Annotated in this window: 15 protein-coding genes; 10 read left to right on the top strand and 5 right to left on the bottom strand. The window is 48.7% G+C overall.

Going from position 1 to position 18,926, the window contains the following annotated elements:
• Positions 1 to 128: 128 nt before the first annotated feature.
• Together grxC and ACO6VG_RS01680 are read right to left on the bottom strand one after the other, a co-directional pair.
• Positions 129 to 380 (bottom strand): glutaredoxin 3, encoded by a 252-nt coding sequence (gene grxC / locus ACO6VG_RS01675; protein WP_422135316.1) that lies wholly within the window; start codon positions 378 to 380, stop codon positions 129 to 131.
• Between the two features lie 65 nt (positions 381 to 445).
• Positions 446 to 862 carry a rhodanese-like domain-containing protein gene (locus ACO6VG_RS01680; protein ID WP_422135317.1) on the bottom strand — a complete coding sequence of 139 codons (417 nt, stop codon included), beginning with the start codon at positions 860 to 862 and terminating at the stop codon, positions 446 to 448.
• Positions 863 to 1,307: 445 nt separating this feature from the next.
• On the opposite strand from ACO6VG_RS01680, the gene gpmM reads away from it, so the two are divergent.
• On the top strand, positions 1,308 to 2,837 hold the full coding sequence (gpmM, locus tag ACO6VG_RS01685) for a 2,3-bisphosphoglycerate-independent phosphoglycerate mutase (protein WP_422135318.1): 1,530 nt from the start codon (positions 1,308 to 1,310) through the stop codon (positions 2,835 to 2,837).
• A gap of 61 nt (positions 2,838 to 2,898) precedes the next feature.
• Here gpmM and ACO6VG_RS01690 read toward each other — a convergent pair whose 3' ends face one another.
• Positions 2,899 to 3,519: an FKBP-type peptidyl-prolyl cis-trans isomerase gene (locus ACO6VG_RS01690; RefSeq protein ID WP_422135319.1), complete on the bottom strand. Its 621-nt coding sequence runs from the start codon at positions 3,517 to 3,519 to the stop codon at positions 2,899 to 2,901.
• Between the two features lie 227 nt (positions 3,520 to 3,746).
• Here ACO6VG_RS01690 and ACO6VG_RS01695 point away from each other — a divergent pair, with 227 nt between their 5' ends.
• The 4 genes from ACO6VG_RS01695 to ACO6VG_RS01710 all read left to right on the top strand — a co-directional run bounded on the left by ACO6VG_RS01695 (position 3,747) and on the right by ACO6VG_RS01710 (position 9,145).
• On the top strand, positions 3,747 to 5,210 hold the full coding sequence (locus ACO6VG_RS01695; protein ID WP_422472343.1) for a hypothetical protein: 1,464 nt from the start codon (positions 3,747 to 3,749) through the stop codon (positions 5,208 to 5,210).
• A 197-nt stretch (positions 5,211 to 5,407) separates the two neighbouring features.
• Positions 5,408 to 5,713: a HigA family addiction module antitoxin gene (locus ACO6VG_RS01700; protein WP_422410935.1), complete on the top strand. Its 306-nt coding sequence runs from the start codon at positions 5,408 to 5,410 to the stop codon at positions 5,711 to 5,713.
• 286 nt (positions 5,714 to 5,999) lie between these two features.
• Positions 6,000 to 7,439 carry a hypothetical protein gene (locus ACO6VG_RS01705; protein WP_422472345.1) on the top strand — a complete coding sequence of 480 codons (1,440 nt, stop codon included), beginning with the start codon at positions 6,000 to 6,002 and terminating at the stop codon, positions 7,437 to 7,439.
• Positions 7,440 to 7,699: 260 nt separating this feature from the next.
• Entirely contained in the window at positions 7,700 to 9,145 is a 1,446-nt protein-coding gene (locus ACO6VG_RS01710) for a hypothetical protein (RefSeq protein ID WP_422135323.1), read from the top strand.
• A gap of 39 nt (positions 9,146 to 9,184) precedes the next feature.
• Here ACO6VG_RS01710 and ACO6VG_RS01715 read toward each other — a convergent pair whose 3' ends face one another.
• On the bottom strand, positions 9,185 to 10,195 hold the full coding sequence (locus tag ACO6VG_RS01715) for an MBL fold metallo-hydrolase (protein WP_422472347.1): 1,011 nt from the start codon (positions 10,193 to 10,195) through the stop codon (positions 9,185 to 9,187).
• Between the two features lie 183 nt (positions 10,196 to 10,378).
• Between ACO6VG_RS01715 and ACO6VG_RS01720 the strand changes: the two genes are divergently transcribed.
• Positions 10,379 to 11,527 (top strand): murein hydrolase activator EnvC family protein, encoded by a 1,149-nt coding sequence (locus ACO6VG_RS01720; RefSeq protein WP_422472349.1) that lies wholly within the window; start codon positions 10,379 to 10,381, stop codon positions 11,525 to 11,527.
• A gap of 307 nt (positions 11,528 to 11,834) precedes the next feature.
• Positions 11,835 to 13,319 carry a S41 family peptidase gene (locus ACO6VG_RS01725; protein WP_422135325.1) on the top strand — a complete coding sequence of 495 codons (1,485 nt, stop codon included), beginning with the start codon at positions 11,835 to 11,837 and terminating at the stop codon, positions 13,317 to 13,319.
• Positions 13,320 to 13,405: 86 nt separating this feature from the next.
• Here the strand turns inward: ACO6VG_RS01725 and ACO6VG_RS01730 are convergent, their stop codons facing one another.
• Entirely contained in the window at positions 13,406 to 13,900 is a 495-nt protein-coding gene (locus ACO6VG_RS01730) for a hypothetical protein (RefSeq protein WP_422135326.1), read from the bottom strand.
• Between the two features lie 316 nt (positions 13,901 to 14,216).
• Between ACO6VG_RS01730 and focA the strand changes: the two genes are divergently transcribed.
• The 3 genes from focA (at position 14,217) to parE (ending at position 18,805) form a co-directional block, all read left to right on the top strand.
• Positions 14,217 to 15,104: a formate transporter FocA gene (gene focA / locus ACO6VG_RS01735; protein WP_422472351.1), complete on the top strand. Its 888-nt coding sequence runs from the start codon at positions 14,217 to 14,219 to the stop codon at positions 15,102 to 15,104.
• Between the two features lie 298 nt (positions 15,105 to 15,402).
• Positions 15,403 to 16,782: an MFS transporter gene (locus ACO6VG_RS01740; protein ID WP_422472353.1), complete on the top strand. Its 1,380-nt coding sequence runs from the start codon at positions 15,403 to 15,405 to the stop codon at positions 16,780 to 16,782.
• A 133-nt stretch (positions 16,783 to 16,915) separates the two neighbouring features.
• The gene (gene parE, locus ACO6VG_RS01745) at positions 16,916 to 18,805 is read left to right on the top strand and encodes a DNA topoisomerase IV subunit B (protein ID WP_422410927.1); all 1,890 of its coding nucleotides are present in this window, start codon (positions 16,916 to 16,918) and stop codon (positions 18,803 to 18,805) included.
• Positions 18,806 to 18,926 lie beyond the last annotated feature (121 nt).

An 18,926-nucleotide genomic window follows, 5' to 3' on the forward strand; every position in this document is an offset into this window, starting at 1 on the left:
TTAAAAACATCGGTTCTAAATTCGCTTCCCACTTATTAGTGGGGATAAAAATACCAGTATCAAGTCTGGTAACCAGCTACTTTCAAAAACGGGCTCGATCCCATGAAGCTTCAGGATACGAGTCCATTTTACTTCAGCAAGTCGTCCAGTCTGCCAGCAGATTCCAGAGCATACAGGTCATCACAACCCCCCACGTGGGTGTCTCCGATCCATATCTGGGGAACTGTGCGCGCACCTGCCTTGCGTGTCATTTCCTGACGGACATCGGGCTTACCGTCGACGCTGATAGTCTGGTAGCTGACCCCTTTGCTGTCCAGCAGCCTGAGCGCCTGATGGCAAAAGGGGCAATAAGCAGAAATATAAAGGGTAACCTGAGCCATCTGTTTTCCATTGTTGCTGACAATGATTCACTCGTCTATCCGGGAGTGAATCATTCTCTGTTAATCTACTTCTTAACCAGAGGGAGACTATCGGCCGTCCAGGTGCCAATACCACCTTTCAGTCGGACAACCTGCTCAAACCCGGCGTCTTTCAATTGCTTGCCAACGGTACCAGCATGCTGCCCCATGGCATCGACGATAACAATCGGCTTGTCTTTGTGTTTGTTCAGCTCGCCGATACGCTCAGCCACTTTGCCATAGGGCATGCTCACGGCATCAACGATATGACCTTTGCTAAAGTCGGTTTTTTCCCTGACGTCAAGTACTATAGCCCCCTGGTGGTTAATCAGCTGAGTCACTTCCTGAGAACCGACGCTCTGTCCGCCCTTACGCATCTCGGTAAAGAGCAGTGCACACACCAAAGCCACCAGAGAACCCACCAGCAGAGGGTGGTTGCCTATAAATTCAATAATCTGTTCCATACCGAACCAGTACTAATATGCCTTAACGAGGGGAAAACAGCTTACTGTCTCTCTATTTAAGGAGAGAACCGCGCCAGTTTTCGTAATTATTTTCCTTGAGGCGACAAGTATACAGGCTGCTAAATAGAGTTACGACTGTGTGAACTAAAAGTGCTCGCTAGTAAATGTCAGCATAACAGGTTATGTATACCCCTCTGAAAGCAGAGAAAATCAGGCTTTGGCGAAAACAATTGTTCTATTCTGCAAATTGTGAATTTCTATCTATCTGTCTCTGGAAACCAGCCGTAAAGCAGGTAGAATTCATGGCCTTCACCTCTCAAAACAGTCCTGAGCCAAAAATGCTGCTCAACCCGGTTTCTGAGAATAGCTGCAATGTTCGCAAAAGCAGTATTTCAAAGACACTATTTTGACCACCATTTTGGCCTTTATGCCCAAGGTTTGATCCATGACTGACAAGCGCAAAACCACCGCCCTGATCATCCTCGATGGTTATGGTTACCGAAAAGAACCTGATTCCAACGCTATCCTGGCTGCCAATACACCGGTCATGGACCGACTCCAGAAGGAGCATCCTTTCAGTTTTGTCTCAGGCTCCGGTATGGATGTGGGCCTGCCCGATGGTCAGATGGGTAACAGCGAAGTCGGCCACATGAACCTCGGTGCCGGTCGGGTGGTTTACCAGGACTTTACCCGTATCACAAAGTCCATTAAGGACGGTGACTTCTTCGAGAATAAAGCATTCACAGACACTATCGACAAAGCTGTCTCAGCAGGAAAAGCGGTTCACATCATGGGACTGTTATCTCCTGGCGGTGTTCACAGTCACGAAGATCATATCAACGCCATGGTGGAACTGGCTGCCAAACGAGGCGCCAAAGAAGTCTATGTTCACGCATTTCTGGATGGCCGCGATACACCACCACGCAGCGCCGAAGCTTCTCTGGCAAAAGCCGACGCTCTCCTGAAGGAAAAAGGTATTGGCAGAGTGGCCAGCCTGATCGGTCGCTATTACGCAATGGATCGTGATAACCGCTGGGAACGAGTCCGGGAAGCCTATGACCTGATGACTCTGGGCAAAGCAGACTTTTCTGCCAAAACTGCTGTAGAAGGACTGCATGCGGCTTATGAGCGTGATGAGAACGACGAATTTGTAAAAGCTACCACCCTTGGTGAAAGCCCGGCCACCATCAATGACGGTGATGCGGTTCTGTTCATGAACTTCCGTGCCGACAGGGCCCGTGAAATCACCCGCGCCTTTGTAGAAAAAGATTTTGACGGTTTCCCACGCTCCAAACAGCCCGCAATGGCCGGATTCGTGATGCTGACTCAGTATGCTGCCAACATCGATACGATCTGTGCCTACCCACCGTCAGAACTCCCTAATACTTTGGGTGAATACATAGAAAAGCTGGGTAAAACACAGCTGCGTATTGCCGAGACTGAAAAATATGCCCACGTCACCTTCTTCTTCAGTGGCGGCAGGGAAGAGCCTTACAAAGGAGAAGAAAGAGTTCTGGTTGCTTCACCCAAAGTAGCCACCTACGACCTCAAGCCTGAAATGAGCGCTCCGGAAGTGACTGAAAAACTGGTCGCTGAAATCAAGAGCGGCAAGCATGACCTGATTGTCTGCAATTACGCTAACTGCGACATGGTGGGTCATACCGGCGTTTTTGATGCCGCTGTGAAAGCCGTGGAAGCCGTCGATCAAGCCATTGGCAGAGTTATTGCCGCGCTGGATGAAACCGGTGGTCAGTGTCTGATTACCGCCGACCACGGTAACGCTGAGCAGATGGTTAACCCTAAAACCGGTCAGGCTCACACAGCCCACACCTGCGAGCTGGTCCCTCTCGTTTACTTTGGACCCAAAGCCATTGACTTGAAAGACGGTATTTTATCTGACATTGCCCCTACCCTGCTGGACCTGATGGGTCTCGAGCAACCTGAAGAGATGACCGGTAAGTCGCTGGTGGGCTGATGCTTCCAGAATATTGGCAAAACAGGACTGGGAGCAGGACGCTGCCAGTCCAGAGCTGTTGTCAGGAGACAGCCAGCAGCTCAACTTCGAAGACCAGAGTTGCATAAGGGCCAATAGCACCACCTGCACCCTGGGCACCGTAAGCCAGATTGTATGGAATAAACAGTTTCCATTTGGAGCCGACGGTCATCAGCTGCAGGGCTTCTGTCCAGCCTGCAATAACGCCGTTAACGGGGAATTCGATAGGCTCACCTCGATCAACAGAACTGTCAAACACAGAACCGTTGAGCAAAGTACCATGGTAGTGAGTGCGAACAGTGGAGTTGGGTCCCGGCTTTTCGCCATTCTCATCACCGGCTACCAGCACTTCGTACTGCAGGCCTGATTCAGTAACAGTAACCTCCTCACGCTTGGCATTTTCAGCCAGGAACTTTTCACCCTCAGCAGACAGCTCCTTGGCTTTCTCGGCTTCCCTGGCCTGGATGCGCTGATGCATTTCATTGAACGCTTCCTGCAGAGCAGAATGCTCAACGGCACTTGGAGCCCCATTCAGGGAGTCAGCCAGACCGGCCAGAACGGCATCGATGGACAGACCTTCAACAGGATTGCTAGCCAGCTGGTCGCCCATTTGACGGCCAATACCATAGCTTACGCGCTCTTCGACACTTGTATATTCGGACATTGAATTATTCACTTTGGGTGAAACAGGTGTAAGCGATTCACATCGCTCAAGCTGACGCCACAAGCCTGCCTTTTCAGTATTCTTACGGCGAAAGGAAGCCATTGTACCACGAACCTGCCCGACTTCAGACTTAAAACCATAAAACAAGAATGTCGACAACAGCGGAACTAAAAGCCTGAAACTCCTGTCAAATCTTCAGTCTTTAACAATTTTATAAGGAGTAACTCATGATTATCAGGAAAATGCTTATTTTGTTCGTGGCCGTGTTATCCATAAGCTTCAGTGCCATCCTCCAGGCTCAGGAAGAGCTGGTCTATGTACTCTGGAGCCTGGATTCCCGTGCCGAAATGTATCTGGTTCAGCGTCTGGACAATGAAAAACCCAGAGTTCTGGTCTCGATCAAGCGGGACATGTACATCGACGATGCGTATCTGGACCATGTTGGGAACATTGCTTACAAACGAAGCCGCACCGACATGATGAGGGGGGATTATGACCCCTCCCGAAACGCTGTGGCTGTGGCCAGAAAAATGGCCCGGGAAATGCTTGCAGAGCAGAAGCCGGTATTGGCCCAAAAGGGGATAGACCCTGCAAAAACACCCATTTCGTTCCTCTATGCAGTGGCTGGCTTTGATGCCGCTACGGCCAAAGAAGGAGATCTACGACACATCTTCTATGACCCACAGGATGCTATCGTCGTTCAGGAACATGCAGAAAAAGCCATTAAGGAAACCTTTCAGAGTAGCGGAATAGCTCTGACAGACATCAGGACTACCTACCATACCGCATTGATCGGGGAAGCTATGAAACTGATGAACGCAGAAGATGAGCTGTTCGTTTTTAAAACCACCTACGATGTGGTCTGTTCTATGGAGCAGGGCGAGTTAGAAGCCCTCGATATGAAAATGCTGTACAGTGATGACTTGGAGCGTGCCGCTGAAACCCCTGGCATGCCAATGATGATTCCCAAACCCGTTCCCAGTGGCAGCGTTCACAGCATCGGGGCCTTCGCCAGTGACGAGCTTTTTGCCAATACCGAAACAACAATAACATCTTGCAAAGACACTCTAACGGCATGTAAGGCAAAGCAGACACAATGGAAAGAGAAACTGGCACAATGGAAAGAGAAACTGGCACAATCGGAAGAACCTATCTCTCCCCAACAGTATCAGGAGATGGATTCAGAATTATCTGCCTGCGACGCCGATGTAGAGACCTGTCTGGGAGAAGTGGATCTGCTGCTAGGCCACAAGTATCTAAAACTACACATTGATCCAGAGGCGTCAGACACTGAGTTCTTTGACCGCTATTCGCAACGCAAGAGAAATAATGAGCTGGGCTACAAAATCCTGATGCTCAGACTGCAGGATGCAGAAGCGCCAACAGCTCTCAAAATGTGGTACGTTGATCAAATGAAAGACAACATGATACCCACTCTGAGTCAGATAGAGAAACTTGCTACAAGCATGATTACCAAAGCGGCAGAAAAGGGAAAATCCAATCCGCCCAATGTCTACTTTCTTGGGGAGTACGCCGAAATCATCGAGATTAATTTTGTCAATGCCTTGTTCAGAGAGTTCCTTGAGAATTTGGGGCTGACATACTCCTACATCAACAAGCAGGAGACTGATCAATTGATAGTGGCTGGAGCTCTGAGGATTATCGACTCACTCCGTCAGGCTAATCACTAAGCCCGATAAGCGGGAGAGGTGCTATAAAGCTCTTCCGCGTTATTCCATTTGAGTTAGTTTTCTTTCCCTGTCCAAAGCCCATAATCTGAGTCTTAATCGCTTGGTCCATGTAAACGGGCCTTGGTGCATCACCTTTGAGTTTGAAGGGCAGGATGCAATCAGAGTTGATTATGAGCAGTACCACTGAGGAAGAAATTATGTCCAAGAGAATCAGAAGCAGAAAGCCGACCCATCCCGGACAGATTGTAAAAATGGATGTGCTTGAGCCTTTGAATCTTTCGGTCACTGAAGCGGCAAAAGTTCTGAATGTTTCCAGAAAGCATTTATCCGCTTTCGTGAACGAACGAATACCATGCAGCAAGGATATGGCTAAGCGCCTGGCTATTGCTCTGGGTACCTCTGTAGATGTATGGCTCGGAATGCAAAATGCTCTGGATATTTGGGAAATGGAAAACAGTGATGATGAGTGCTATCAGGCCGTCGGAAAACTGGCTACCGGCTGAAACGAATTCTGCACAGTCATCCACTTACGCGCTCTTCGACACTTGTATATTCGGACATTGAATTATTCACTTTGGGTGAAACAGGTGTAAGCGATTCACATCGCTCAAGCTGACGCCACAAGCCTGCCTTTTCAGTATTCTTACGGCGAAAGGAAGCCATTGTACCACGAACCTGCCCGACTTAAGACTTAAAACCATAAAACAAGAATGTCGACAACAGCGGAACTAAAAGCCTGAAACTCCTGTCCAATCTTCGAGTCTTTAACAATTTTATAAGGAGTAACTCATGATTATCAGGAAAGTGACTATTTTGTTCGTGGCCGTGTTATCCATAAGCTTCAGTGCCATCCTCCAGGCTCAGGAAGAGCTGGTCTATGTACTCTGGAGCCTGGATTCCCGTGCCGAAATGTATCTGGTTCAGCGTCTGGACAATGACAAACCCAGAATTCTGGTCTCGATCAAGCGGGACATGAGCATCGACGCTGCGTATCTGGACCATGATGGAAACATTGCTTTCAAACGAACCCGCAGCGACATGGAGAGCGGTAATTATGACCCCTCTAGAAACGCTGTGGCTGTGGCCAGAAAAATGGCTCGGGAAATGCTTGCACAGCAGAAGCCGGTATTGGCCCAAAAGGGGATAGACCCTGCAAAAACACCCGCTTCGCTCCTCTATGCTGTGGCTGGCTTTGATGCCGCCACGTCCAAAGAAGGAGATTTACTGCAGGTCTTCTATGACCCACAGGATGTTATCGTCGTTCAGGAACATGCAGAAAAAGCCATTAAGGAAACCTTTCGGAGTAGCGGAATAGCTCTGACAGACATCAGGACTACCCACCATACCGCATTGATCGGGGAAGCTATGAAACTGATGAACGCAGAAGATGAGCTGTTCGTTTTTAAAACCACCCACGATGTGTTGTGTTCTATGGAACAGGGCGAGTTAAAAACCGTTGATATGAAAATGCTGTACAGGGATGACATAGAGCGTGCCGCTAAAACCCTTAGCATGCCAATGATCGCTGCCAAACTGCCCCTTCCAAGTGGCAGCGTTCACAGTATCGGGGCCTTCGCCAGTGACGAGTTTTTTGCCAATGCCGAAACAACATTTTGCGAAGACACTTATACGGCATGTAAGGCAAAGCAGACACAATGGAAAGAGAAACTGGCACAATCAGAAGAATCTATCTCTCTCCAACAGTACCGGGAGATGGATTCAGAATTATCTGCCTGCGACGCCGATTTAAAGGCCTGTCTGATAGAACAGCGACTGATACTAAGCCGCCAGTATCTGAAACAACAAATTGATCCAGAGGCGTCAGACACTGAGTTCTTTGACCGCTATTCGCAACGCAAGAGAAATAATGAGCTGGGCTACAAAATCCTGATGCTCAGACTGCAGGATGCAAAAGCGCCAACAGCTCTCAAAATGTGGTATGTTGCTCAAATGAAAGACAACATGATACCCACTCTGAGACAGATAAAGAAACGCGCTGCAAACATGATTGCCAAAGCGGCAGAAAAGGGAAAATCCAATCCGCCCAATGTCTACTTTCTTGGGGAGTACGCCGAAATCATCGAGATTAATTTTGTCAATGCCTTGTTCAGAGAGTTCCTTGAGAATTTGGGGCTGACATACTCCTACATCAACAAGCAGGAGACTGATCAATTGATAGTGGCTGGAGCTCTGAGGGTTATCGACTCACTCCGTCAGGCTAATCACTAAGCCCGATAAGCGGGAGAGGTGCTATAAAGCTCTTCCGCGTTATTCCATTTGAGTTAGTTTTCTTTCCCTGTCCAGAGCCCATAATCTGAGTCTTAATGCTTTTGTTCACTACCCCCCCGATGGGTTGTACCACGAACCTGCCCGACTTCAGACTTAACACCATAGGTATTGATAAAACAAGAATATCGACAACAAAGGAACTAAAAGCCTGAAATTCCTGTCTAAACTTTGAGTCTTTATGAATTTGTAAGGAGTAATTCATGATTATCAGAAAAGTACCTATTCTGTTCGTGGCCCTGTTTTCCATAAGCTTCAGTGCCATCCTCCAGGCTCAGGAAGAGCTGGTCTATGTACTCTGGAGCTTGAATTCCCGTGCCGAAATGTATCTGGTTCAGCGTCTGGACAATGACAAACCCAGAGTTCTGGTCTCGATCAAGCGGGACATGAGTATCGACGAAGCGTATCTGGATCATGTTGGGAACATTGCTTCCAAACGAACCCGCACCGACATGAAGAGCGGTGATTATGACCCCTCCCGAAACGCCGTGGCTGTGGCCAGAAAAATGGCCCGGGAAATGCTTGCAGAGCAAAAGCCGGTATTGGCCCAAAAGGGGATAAATCCTGCAAAAACACCCGCTTCGTTCCTCTATGCAGTGGCTGGCCTTGATGCCGCCACGGCCAAAGAAGGAGATGTTCTACACATCTTCTTTAACCCACAAGATGTTATCGACATTCAGAAACAGGCAGAAACTGCCATTAAGGAAACCTTTCAGGATAGCGGAATAGCTCTGACAGACATCAGGACTACCCGCGATACCGCATTGATCGGGGAAGCTATGAAACTGATGAACGCTGAAGATGAGCTGTTCGTTTTTAAAACCACCTACGATCTGGTGTGCTCCATGGAGCAGGGAACCTTAAAAACCGTTGATATGAAAATGTTCTATAGAGATAGCAAAGAGGATTTCAGAGATAGTTTCAAGATGCCAGTAATGAGGGTTCCCAAGCCACGCAAGCCCCCCAAATCCATTCCCAGTGGCAGCGTTCACAGCATTGGCGCCTTCGCCAGTGACGAGTTTTTTATCAATACCGAAACAGATTGCAAAGACAATTTACAGACATGTCGGGCAAAGATGAAACGATGGGAAGAATACAAGTCTGACCAACAGTTCCAGGAGATTACTTCAGATGCATATGCTTGTCTTGAAGGAACAAAAACCTGTATGGAAGAGCTGAAACTGCAAGCAGACAAGATCGCTGCCTACTTCTATCTGAAGCAAAATATTGATTCAGAGGCATCAACCTCTGAGTTCTTTGACCGCTATTCCCAACGCAAGAGAAAAAATGAGCTGGGCCATAGAATCCTGTTACTCAGACTACAGGATTCAGAAGCACCAGTGGCTCTCAAAGAGTGGTATGTTGACCATATGAAAGCCACCATGGAACCCACTCTGAGAGAGATCCAGAAACGTGCTGCAGGCATGATCGCCAAAGCGGAAGAAAAGGGAAAATCCAATCCGCCCCATGTTTACTTTCTGGGAGAGTACGCCGAAATCAACGAGATTGATTTTGTCAATGCCTTATTCAGAGAACGCTTTAAGGAATGGGGGCTGACTTACTCCTACATCAACAAGCAGGAGACTGATCAATTGATAGCGGCTGGGGCCCTGAGGGTTATGCACTCACTCCGTCAGGCTAATCACTGAGACCGATAAGCGGGAGAGGTGCTATAAAGCTCTTCCGCGTTATTCCATTCGAGTCAGTTTTCTTTCCCTGTCCAAAGCCCAACAGGCAAAATCTTCAGCCAACTCAATCTGCCCACTGAAAACCGATTGAGCTTCGCTTCTGAGTGCTTCAACCGATGAGGCAAAGTCAGACGCATGTTTTCGATAACGACCACTGATGTGAGTCAGGATGATATGACTGACTCCACCTTTTTCCGCTGCTTCACCCACCATTCTGGCGGTACTGTGCATATATTGGGGTCCGACTTTTTTCAGAACAGGTTCCGTAAAGGTGGCTTCATGCACCAGCACATCAACACCTTTCATGGCGTCTATCAGCAGATCAGGCTGGTCATTATCGCCACCAATAATAGCCACCCTGCCTGGCCGGGGCGGCTGCCTTACATCTCGAGGATGAATAACCCTGCCATCCGGTGAGGTGACACTATTGCCATTTTGCAATGCACCCCAAAGCGCTCCCCTTGGCACGCCCAACACTTCCAGTTTGTCCTGATCCATTGATTGCATTACAGGCTTCTCTGCGAAGCGATAGGCATAGCTGGGAACGCGATGGGACAGCTCATGGGAAGTCACTTTAAAATTCTTATCCTGAAAGTGAAAACCCGATTGATCACTGCGAATAAAATTCAGTTCAAAGGGCATATTGCGAACGGCAGCACATTTGAGTGAGTGTCTGACAAAACTTTCCACGCCTTCTGGTGCACAGATTGTTAAGGGGGCTCTTCTGCCCTGCATACTGGCACTGGTGATCAAGCCTGGCAGTCCAAAAATGTGGTCACCATGAACGTGGGTGATGAAAATACCTGCAAGATTGGACAGCGTGTAACGGTTCTTTGTTCGCTGAGGGCTTTCTATCTGCTGAGGGCTCTTTATCAACAGTCGCTGCTGAGTTCCTTCACCACAATCAACCAGATACCAGTCTCGACTTTCATCCAGAGCCAGAGCCATTGCGGTCACATTTCTGTCTGCGGTAGGTGACCCTGCCGAGGTTCCAAGAAACGTAAATCTCATAAAATTGTCGTTTACCTGCTCAGTTTTCCCAGATGGGTTATGCCGTCTTTCTGCTTTTGAAACAGCATAACACGTTACAGGGAGCGGAAAACAAATCGGAAGCAAGCCGCATATAAGTATGTGAAAGCCCGATCATTCAGGGCATACTGAAACATCTACTAAAAAAATCAATGGCATTTAAGTATGAGAATCACGGCTGCAAACCTGATGTTCGCCGTAGTCCTGACTCTGTTCAATTTTATGAACAGCGGAACGGCCCACGCAGAATCCGTGGAAAAAGAATCACCCCAGACTCAGCTGGAGGCGATCAACGGGGACATTAAACATCTGAAAAAGCTGCTGGACAAGCTCAACAACGAACGCTCATCTGCCGAGAGGCACTTGCAATCTACCGAAACAGAAATAAGCCAGCTGCAAAACTCTATTCGTAAAATAGAAAAAGCTCTTGAGCAGGGGCAAGCCGACTTAAAAAAGCTCGAAAGCCGTCAGCAGGCTCTGACGGCGCAGAAAAATAAAGAAAAAAGTCGCATCGCCAACAGTGTACGCTCCATTTATTTTGCCAGCCGCGACAATCGGCTGAAGTTACTATTGAATCAGGAAGATCCGGAAGAAGTATCCAGACACCTGACCTACCTGAAGCATCTTCAGAAAGCTCAGCTGGAGGCTATCGAAGCTTTCGAGAAAACGCTGACCGACATAGAAGACAACAGACAACAGCAGCAGGCTCTGAACGACAGACTGGAAAAACAGCAAGCGGACCTTACCCAAAAACAGGACCGATTGATTAAATCCAGAAATGACCGGAAGCAGTTAATTTCCAGAATCAATGATCAATTCAAAAGCAATGACCGGGAGCTGGACTCCCTCAATCGACAAAAGCAACAGCTGCAGGCACTTCTGGCCCAACTGGCTGCCAGAAAACCAGCCAGTTCTCCTATTCAGCAGTCCAGGGGAAAACTTTCCTGGCCGGTTAAAGGTCGGGTTTTGTACGGTTTCAACCAGCAGCGACCAGATACTCGAATTCGCTGGAAGGGGATTCTTATTTCGGTAAAAGCCGGAACCAAAGTCAATGCCATACACGACGGCACTGTCATTTTTTCTAACTGGCTAAGAGGTTACGGTCAGCTGATTATTGTAGACCATGGTAATCACTACCTGTCGCTGTACGCACACAACCAATGGCTACTGAAGAAAGAAGGTGAGACAGTTCTGGCCGGAGAGGAACTGGCACTCAGCGGTCAGTCAGGGGGGCAGAACGAACCCGGAGTCTATCTGGAAATCCGACACAGGGGAAAACCGCAGAATCCAGTTCCATGGTTATCAAAATTGTAACAGAGGAATCATAAAACATCGTCCCATAAAAGATTGCAGAAACGGTGGGTTGAACCGATAAAACAGAGAGCTTTGGGTTTTCTTATCCCTTATTTTTCCGGCTGAACCTGAAGCTTGAAAGACAGTGCACAGCGCAGTCTGTTAAATAAAGCTGCCTATACTTCAGTACCGGACCACCGGGATGTCGGCCACCGGAATCGGACCACCGGAATGCCGGACCACCGGGATGCCGGACCATCCAAACCACGAACATTGCCGCAGGATCAGAAATAGCGGCATTTTCACCATAAATGTGCAGGGAGAATTCATGACAACATCTTTTTCTACTTCCCGGCAGCCGATGCCACAATGGATAAAAGCCGCTGTGCTGGCATTGGCATCCGGGTTTGCCCTGCAAGGCTGGTCAGCCCCTGTTGACCGGGGAGATAAGCCCGCCCCGGCAGCGGTTGAACCCGCCGAGTCAGAAGCCGATGACAAAGCGGCAAAGGAAGAGAAGAAAGGCGCACTGCCACTGGAAGAATTGCGTACCTTCACCGAGGCCCTGCAACTTATCAAAAGTGCCTATGTTGAAGATATAGATGACAAGACGCTTCTGGATAATGCCATCCAGGGTATGGTTTCAGGCCTGGACCCCCATTCCTCTTACCTGAAACCAGACGAATTTAAAGAACTTGAAATCAATACCTCCGGCAAGTTTGGCGGACTGGGTATCGAAGTCGGAATGGAAAATGGTTTTATCAAGGTCATCGCTCCTATTGATGACACCCCGGCCCAGAAAGCCGGTGTAAAGGCAGGCGACCTGATCATCAAGCTGGATGACACTTCCGTGAAAGGTATGACTCTGATGGAGTCTGTCGATAAGATGCGTGGCAAGCCCGGAGAGCCTATCAAGTTAACGATAGTTCGTGAAGGGGCGCCCAAACCCATTAACCTGGTTGTCAAACGCGACATCATCAAAGTACAGAGTGTCAAGTCCCGGGTTCTGGAGGATGGCTATGGTTACATTCGCCTGAGCCAGTTCCAGTCTGAGTCTGACAAGGAGCTGGTTGAACACCTTAACAAACTCAAAAAATCTCAGAACGGGAAACTGAAAGGTCTGGTACTGGATCTTCGAAATAACCCCGGCGGAGTTCTTCAGTCAGCAGTGGGAGTTGTAGACGCCTTTATCAAAGAAGGACTGATCGTCTACACCAAAGGAAATATCCCCAACTCTCAGCTCAGCTTTAAAGCCAGCAAAGATGATCCTTCCGAAGGTATGCCCCTGGTAGTGCTGATCAATGGTGGCTCAGCATCGGCTTCTGAAATCGTCGCTGGAGCCCTGCAAGACCATCACAGAGCCGTTCTGGTCGGCACCGAATCTTTCGGCAAAGGCTCCGTTCAAACCGTACTACCTCTGAGAAATAATAAAGAGAAAGGTCTGAAACTTACTACGGCTCTCTATTACACGCCCAATGGTCGTTCAATTCAGGCCGAGGGTATAAAGCCTGATATTTTTGTACCAAGGGCTAAAGTGACACCTGAAGAAGACGTATCCGATTACAAGGAGGCGGACTTGCAGGGTCATCTTACCAACGGCAATAAAAAGACTGAAAAAGGCAAACACAAGAAAAGCAAACAGCTCAAAGACAAGCAGAAGGACGAGTCGGGTTCTCTGGCCGAGCAAGATTATCAGTTAAGCCAGGCTCTTAATGTTCTTAAGGGCATTCATATAAATGCTACCCGGGACAAGAAAAAGCCCTCTGCATTGGCCGAAGAACCCAAAGAGACTATAAAAACAGCAACGACTCTTTAAGCTTCGTAAAAAAACCGTCTGGAACCGTTCAGACGGTTTTTTTACAAGCCATTAAAAAACAGAAAGCCAGATGCTTTCACTGCATTTCAGAACCTGAATTCAATCCCCAGACTGATGACAGGCTGATCTCTACTGTCAGACCTGGTACGTTGCAATAACGTGTTGGCTGTAGACTCCGAAACAGTGCTCTCTACCGCTTCAGGCCCTGTGTCCAGAAAAGTACCTAAGTCAACACTGAGATCGACTCGTTTTGCATCATCAAGAAGTTTTTTCCAACCGACACCGACATAGGCTTGCTGCCCTTCACCAGAAAAATAGGCCTTCCCCAGTTTCTTCGAGTCGCCCGAAAATGCTCCTGCAGAGACCCTGAAGCCACTTTCAAAGGGGTAGTAATCAATCAACAGACCGTTTTTTGAAGCAGAGCTGTGAGTATCGGGAACAGAAAGACCATCACCGATCAACGAATAAGCACGAAGACCAAAAGTGTGGCTGCTTGCTGGTTGTTGGCTGCTCAAAACCTCACCGCCGGTTTCTACAGGGATAAAGTCGGCATCATCTGCCAGAGTATTTACGGAAAGCATGATGCAGACTGCGAAGATTGAAGGACCGCCGTTCATTATCCTTTCTCCGGGAATCACGATTTGGAACAGGGATCTTTCCCCTATCCTCTCCGGAAAAGCCGAAGCAAGTCAACCATTCAACGAGTGAATCCTGAAAGCAACTCACGAATTCTCCTTCTGATCATCTGACTCCCATATTGATAAACTATCTTTTCTTAATGAAAAAACTTCTCACCATTTTCATCAACGATGGGTGACGAGAAATAGTTTTACTCGAAATAGTTTTACTCGAAATAGCTTTACGAAAAATAGCTTCAATCGCTCATGGTCATTAAGTTTGGCCGTTCTTTCCCTTCTGGACCCCGACATGCAAACCGACAACAACCCACAATCTGGCTGCGTACCTCCTTCTGAAATTGCCCGTCTGGCAGAAGACGCCGCTGTGGGTAAAACTCAAAAGCACCCTGAAGTGACCTTTGTCCTTGCCGTTCTGGCCGGTATTTTTATCTCTCTGGCGGGCATGTTTTACACCATCGTCACCACAGGAACAGAGGGCCTGCCCTATGGTATGACCAAGCTGGTCGGTGGACTGACTTTCAGCATGGGTCTGATGATGGTCGTACTCTGTGGAGCCGAACTGTTTACCAGTAATACCCTGTTGCTGATGGGTCGCGCCACCCGTCGTCTCAACATAGCCCAGATCACCAGGAACTGGACACTGGTCTACTTCGGTAACATGACCGGTGCCTTTTTCATGGTGGTCATGCTCATGGGAGTGAGTCAATACCAGGGCGCTCATGGTGAGGTAGGCATCAACTACATGTACATTGCCAATGCCAAAATGGGTCACAATTTCATTCAGGCCATGATGCTGGGTATCCTCTGTAATCTTGTTGTCTGTCTCACTTACTGGATGACTCTGAGCGCACGTTCTGCAGCCGGAAAAATGCTCGCTTGCACATTACCCGTCGCCTGCTTCCTGGCAGCCGGATTTGAGCACTCCATTGCCAACATGTTCCTGCTGCCTATGGGCTTGCTGATCAAAAACATTGCCTCGCCTGAATTCTGGGCAGCCACAGGCTATAGTGCTGACTCTTTCAGCAATATCACTGCCTTCAACATGATTGTCATGAATATCATCCCTGCAACCATCGGCAACATTATTGGTGGTGGTGTCATGGTAGGTCTGAGCTACTGGTTTGTTCACCTTCGCGAACGTGACTGAGCCCTCATTAAGATAAGGCTGCATTGACGCAGCCTCCCTGCTCAACCACAGTGGTCTTATATCTGGTTTTCATGACATCACCCTTATAAGACTTTAATTCGACAGGCGTTTTTTCTGAATGGTGCTACATTATTCCCTAAGTTGACTTTGAGTCTGAACAGATGAACGACAAAGATAATCTTTCGTCTCCTCCGCTGGTAAAAGATTTTTTTTCCGTAAAAACACTGCCACCTTTGTTTTTTCGGCCCCTTCTATCCTGACGTGTTCCACTTTTTCTTAAAAGTTCATGGAAGTTTTCATGAGATCTTTCCTTAAATGCTCTGTTGTCCCTGATGGCTACTCCAAAGAGCAGCACGAACGCTATTCAAGATTAAGATTGCAGATTCTGCTCGGGGCTTTTCTATCTTATTCGGCCTATTACCTGGTTCGGAAAAACTTTGTCATGGTCATGCCCGACCTGATTTCAGAAGGCTACAGCAAATCTGAACTCGGAATGGCGCTATCAGCGCTGGCCCTCAGTTATGGAATCAGCAATCTGGCCATGGGATATCTGGCAGACCGTATCGATGTCCGAAAGTTAATGCCTTTGTGCCTTCTGGGCTCGGCGATACTCTCTCTGGTTCTTGGCTTTTCACCATTGCTTCAGTTCCCGCTGATAGTGATAGTGATCACCCTGGCCCTCAATGGCTGTATACAGGGTTCAGGATGGCCATGCAGTGCCAAACTGATTGCTCACTGGTTCGTCAGGCAAGAGCGTGGCACAGCCATGAGCATTTGGAACCTGTCGCATAATGTCGGCTGCGGCCTGCTGGGGCCCATTGCCATCTTGGCAGTAACACTCTTCGGTAGCTGGCAAAGCAAGTTCTTCGTTCCAGCTTTTATAGCCATCATTATTGCCATACTGGGGTATCTGCTCTTACGGGACAGACCTTCTCAATGTCAGCTACCGTCGCCTTCTGCGGAATTGCCGGAAGAACTGGAGATAGAACGACACAAGACGTCCTTTGTCCGAACGCTTCAGCTGTTCGGCCAGCATTGCCTGACTCTGCCACCGCTCTGGATTCTGGCCGTCGTGAACGCCTGCACTTATTTCATTCGTTACGGTGTTATTGATTGGGCTCCAGTCTACCTGACAGAAACCAAAGGCTTTAGCTTCAACGCCTCCAGCTGGGCTTTCTTCGCTTTTGAGTACGCCGCTATTCCCGGAACCCTTATTTGCGGCTACGTGAGCGATAAGCACTTCAAAGGCAAGCGTGCTCCCATGAATGCACTTTTTATGGCACTGGTACTCATTTCGGTCATTGCATACTGGAACTCACCACCGGGCGACACCACTCACGCCGTACTCTCGCTGATCTCCACCGGCTTTTTAATCTACGGCCCGGTCATGCTGGTACACGTTCATATTATTGATCTGGTACCTTTGCCCTTTGCAGCCACTGCGGCCGGTTTCTGTGGTCTCTTTGGCTATATTTTCGGAGCCACTTCCGCCAACCTGTTACTTGGAAAAGTACTCGACCTCTACGGCTGGGATGCCTGCTTCCAACTGCTAGCCGGTGCCAGCTTCCTGGCTCTGCTATTGCTTTTACTGCTCTGGCTATGGGAAAACAGGCACCCTGACCCTACGTTCGAGTTCAGCCCGACCACACCGCAATCCATGACCCTTTCATCAAAATAAAAAAGGTCTTCCCTGAACTAAAATCCCGAGAACAAATACCCATAACAATGATAAGGTGCTCTCAACACTGACTAACGCCAAGGCTTTAGGTACACTTATGAGTTAACGCGCAATCAGACCCAACAAGGATTTCATGCGTAACGACTATACAGCGGAAGCCATTGAGGTACTCAGTGGCCTGGACCCGGTTCGCAAACGTCCGGGCATGTACACAGACACAACCCGGCCCAACCATTTGGCTCAGGAAATCATCGACAACAGTGTCGACGAGGCGCTGGCCGGGTTTGCCAGCAAGATCAAGGTTATCCTGCACAAGGATAACTCTCTGGAAGTCACTGATGATGGCCGGGGTATGCCCACGGATATTCATCCGGAACACGGAATAACCGGCATAGAGCTGATCCTGACCCGGCTGCACGCCGGTGGTAAATTCTCCAACAAGAACTACCAGTTCTCTGGTGGTCTGCACGGAGTGGGGGTATCGGTTGTTAACGCACTGTCGACACGTCTTGAAGTCACTGTTCGCAGAGATGCAAAAGTCTCCCTGATTACCTTCAGGGATGGCTACAAAGACCAGGATCTGCACGAGATCGACACCTGTGGACGTCGCAATACCGGCACGACAGTTCGTTTCTGGCCCGATGCCAGCTACTTTGATTCAGCCAAATTCTCGGTCAACAAACTCAAGCACGTACTGCGTGCCAAAGCCGTACTCTGCCCCGGCCTGAACATCGAGTTTGTCGATCACCACACCGGCGATACCGATGAGTGGTACTACGAAGATGGCCTCACCGACTACCTGAAAGGTTCGACCCGGGAATACGAAACCCTGCCACAGGAACCTTTCACAGGTTCACTGCAGGGTGAAAAAGAAGCGGTAGACTGGGCAGTACAATGGCTTCCTGAAGGTGGTGAATTGCTGACAGAAAGTTACGTCAACCTGATTCCAACTCCCCTGGGCGGGACACACGTCAATGGTTTAAGAACCGGCTTGCTGGAAGCGATTCGCGAATTCTGTGAATTCCGTAACCTCTTACCTAAAAGCATCAAACTGGGCCCGGACGATATCTGGGAAAACTGCTCCTACGTTCTCTCAGCCAAACTGGCTGACCCGCAATTCTCAGGTCAAACCAAAGAACGTCTGTCCTCAAGAGAATGCGCTACCTTTATTTCCGGCGTTGCCAAAGATGCTTTCAGTCTCTGGCTCAACCAGCACCATGCAGAGGGTGAGCTGCTGGCAGAACTGTGCATCAATAACGCCCAGAAGCGGATGCGCAAGTCCAAAAAAGTAGCCCGTAAAAAAATCACTCAGGGACCTGCCCTGCCCGGAAAGCTGGCAGACTGTTCAAGCCAGGATTTGAATTACACCGAATTGTTCCTGGTCGAGGGTGATTCTGCAGGGGGCTCTGCAAAACAGGCCAGGGATCGTGAATATCAGGCGATTCTGCCACTGCGCGGTAAAATCCTGAACACCTGGGAAGTGGATTCGAGCGAAGTACTGGCCTCTCGTGAAATTCATGATATTTCTGTAGCCTTGGGCGTTGACCCCGGTTCAGACAAACTCGACGGTCTGCGCTACGGTAAAATCTGCATCCTGGCGGATGCCGACTCTGATGGTCTGCACATTGCCACGCTACTCTGTGCACTGTTTGTACAACACTTCAGAGCTTTGGTAGAACAGGGACATATCTATGTAGCCATGCCTCCCCTTTACCGAATCGATGTCGCCAAAGAAGTTTACTACGCTCTCGATGAAGCAGAAAAAGAAGGCGTTCTGGAACGAATCAGGGCCGAAAAGAAACGGGGCAAAGTCAACGTACAGCGTTTCAAGGGTCTGGGTGAAATGAACCCGTTACAGCTTCGTGAAACCACCATGTCTGCCGACACTCGTCGTTTGGTTCAGTTAACGCTGGAAGACTTTGAGCTGACCCATGAAGAGATGGACATGCTACTGGCCAAAAAACGGGCTGGCGATCGCAAGAGCTGGCTGGAGGCTAAGGGGGATTTGGTGGAGATTTCCTGAGTGTGGATTTTTAGGTAAAGATTACTTAAACAACCAGAGTGTGCTTGAGATCTGTTTTGGAGGTTGGCAGTCAACCTCTAATAACACCTACCGATGAAATATTCATAATGATACCGTTCCA

Source organism: Endozoicomonas sp. ALB032 (assembly GCF_049310125.1).
GTDB lineage: Bacteria > Pseudomonadota > Gammaproteobacteria > Pseudomonadales > Endozoicomonadaceae > Endozoicomonas_A.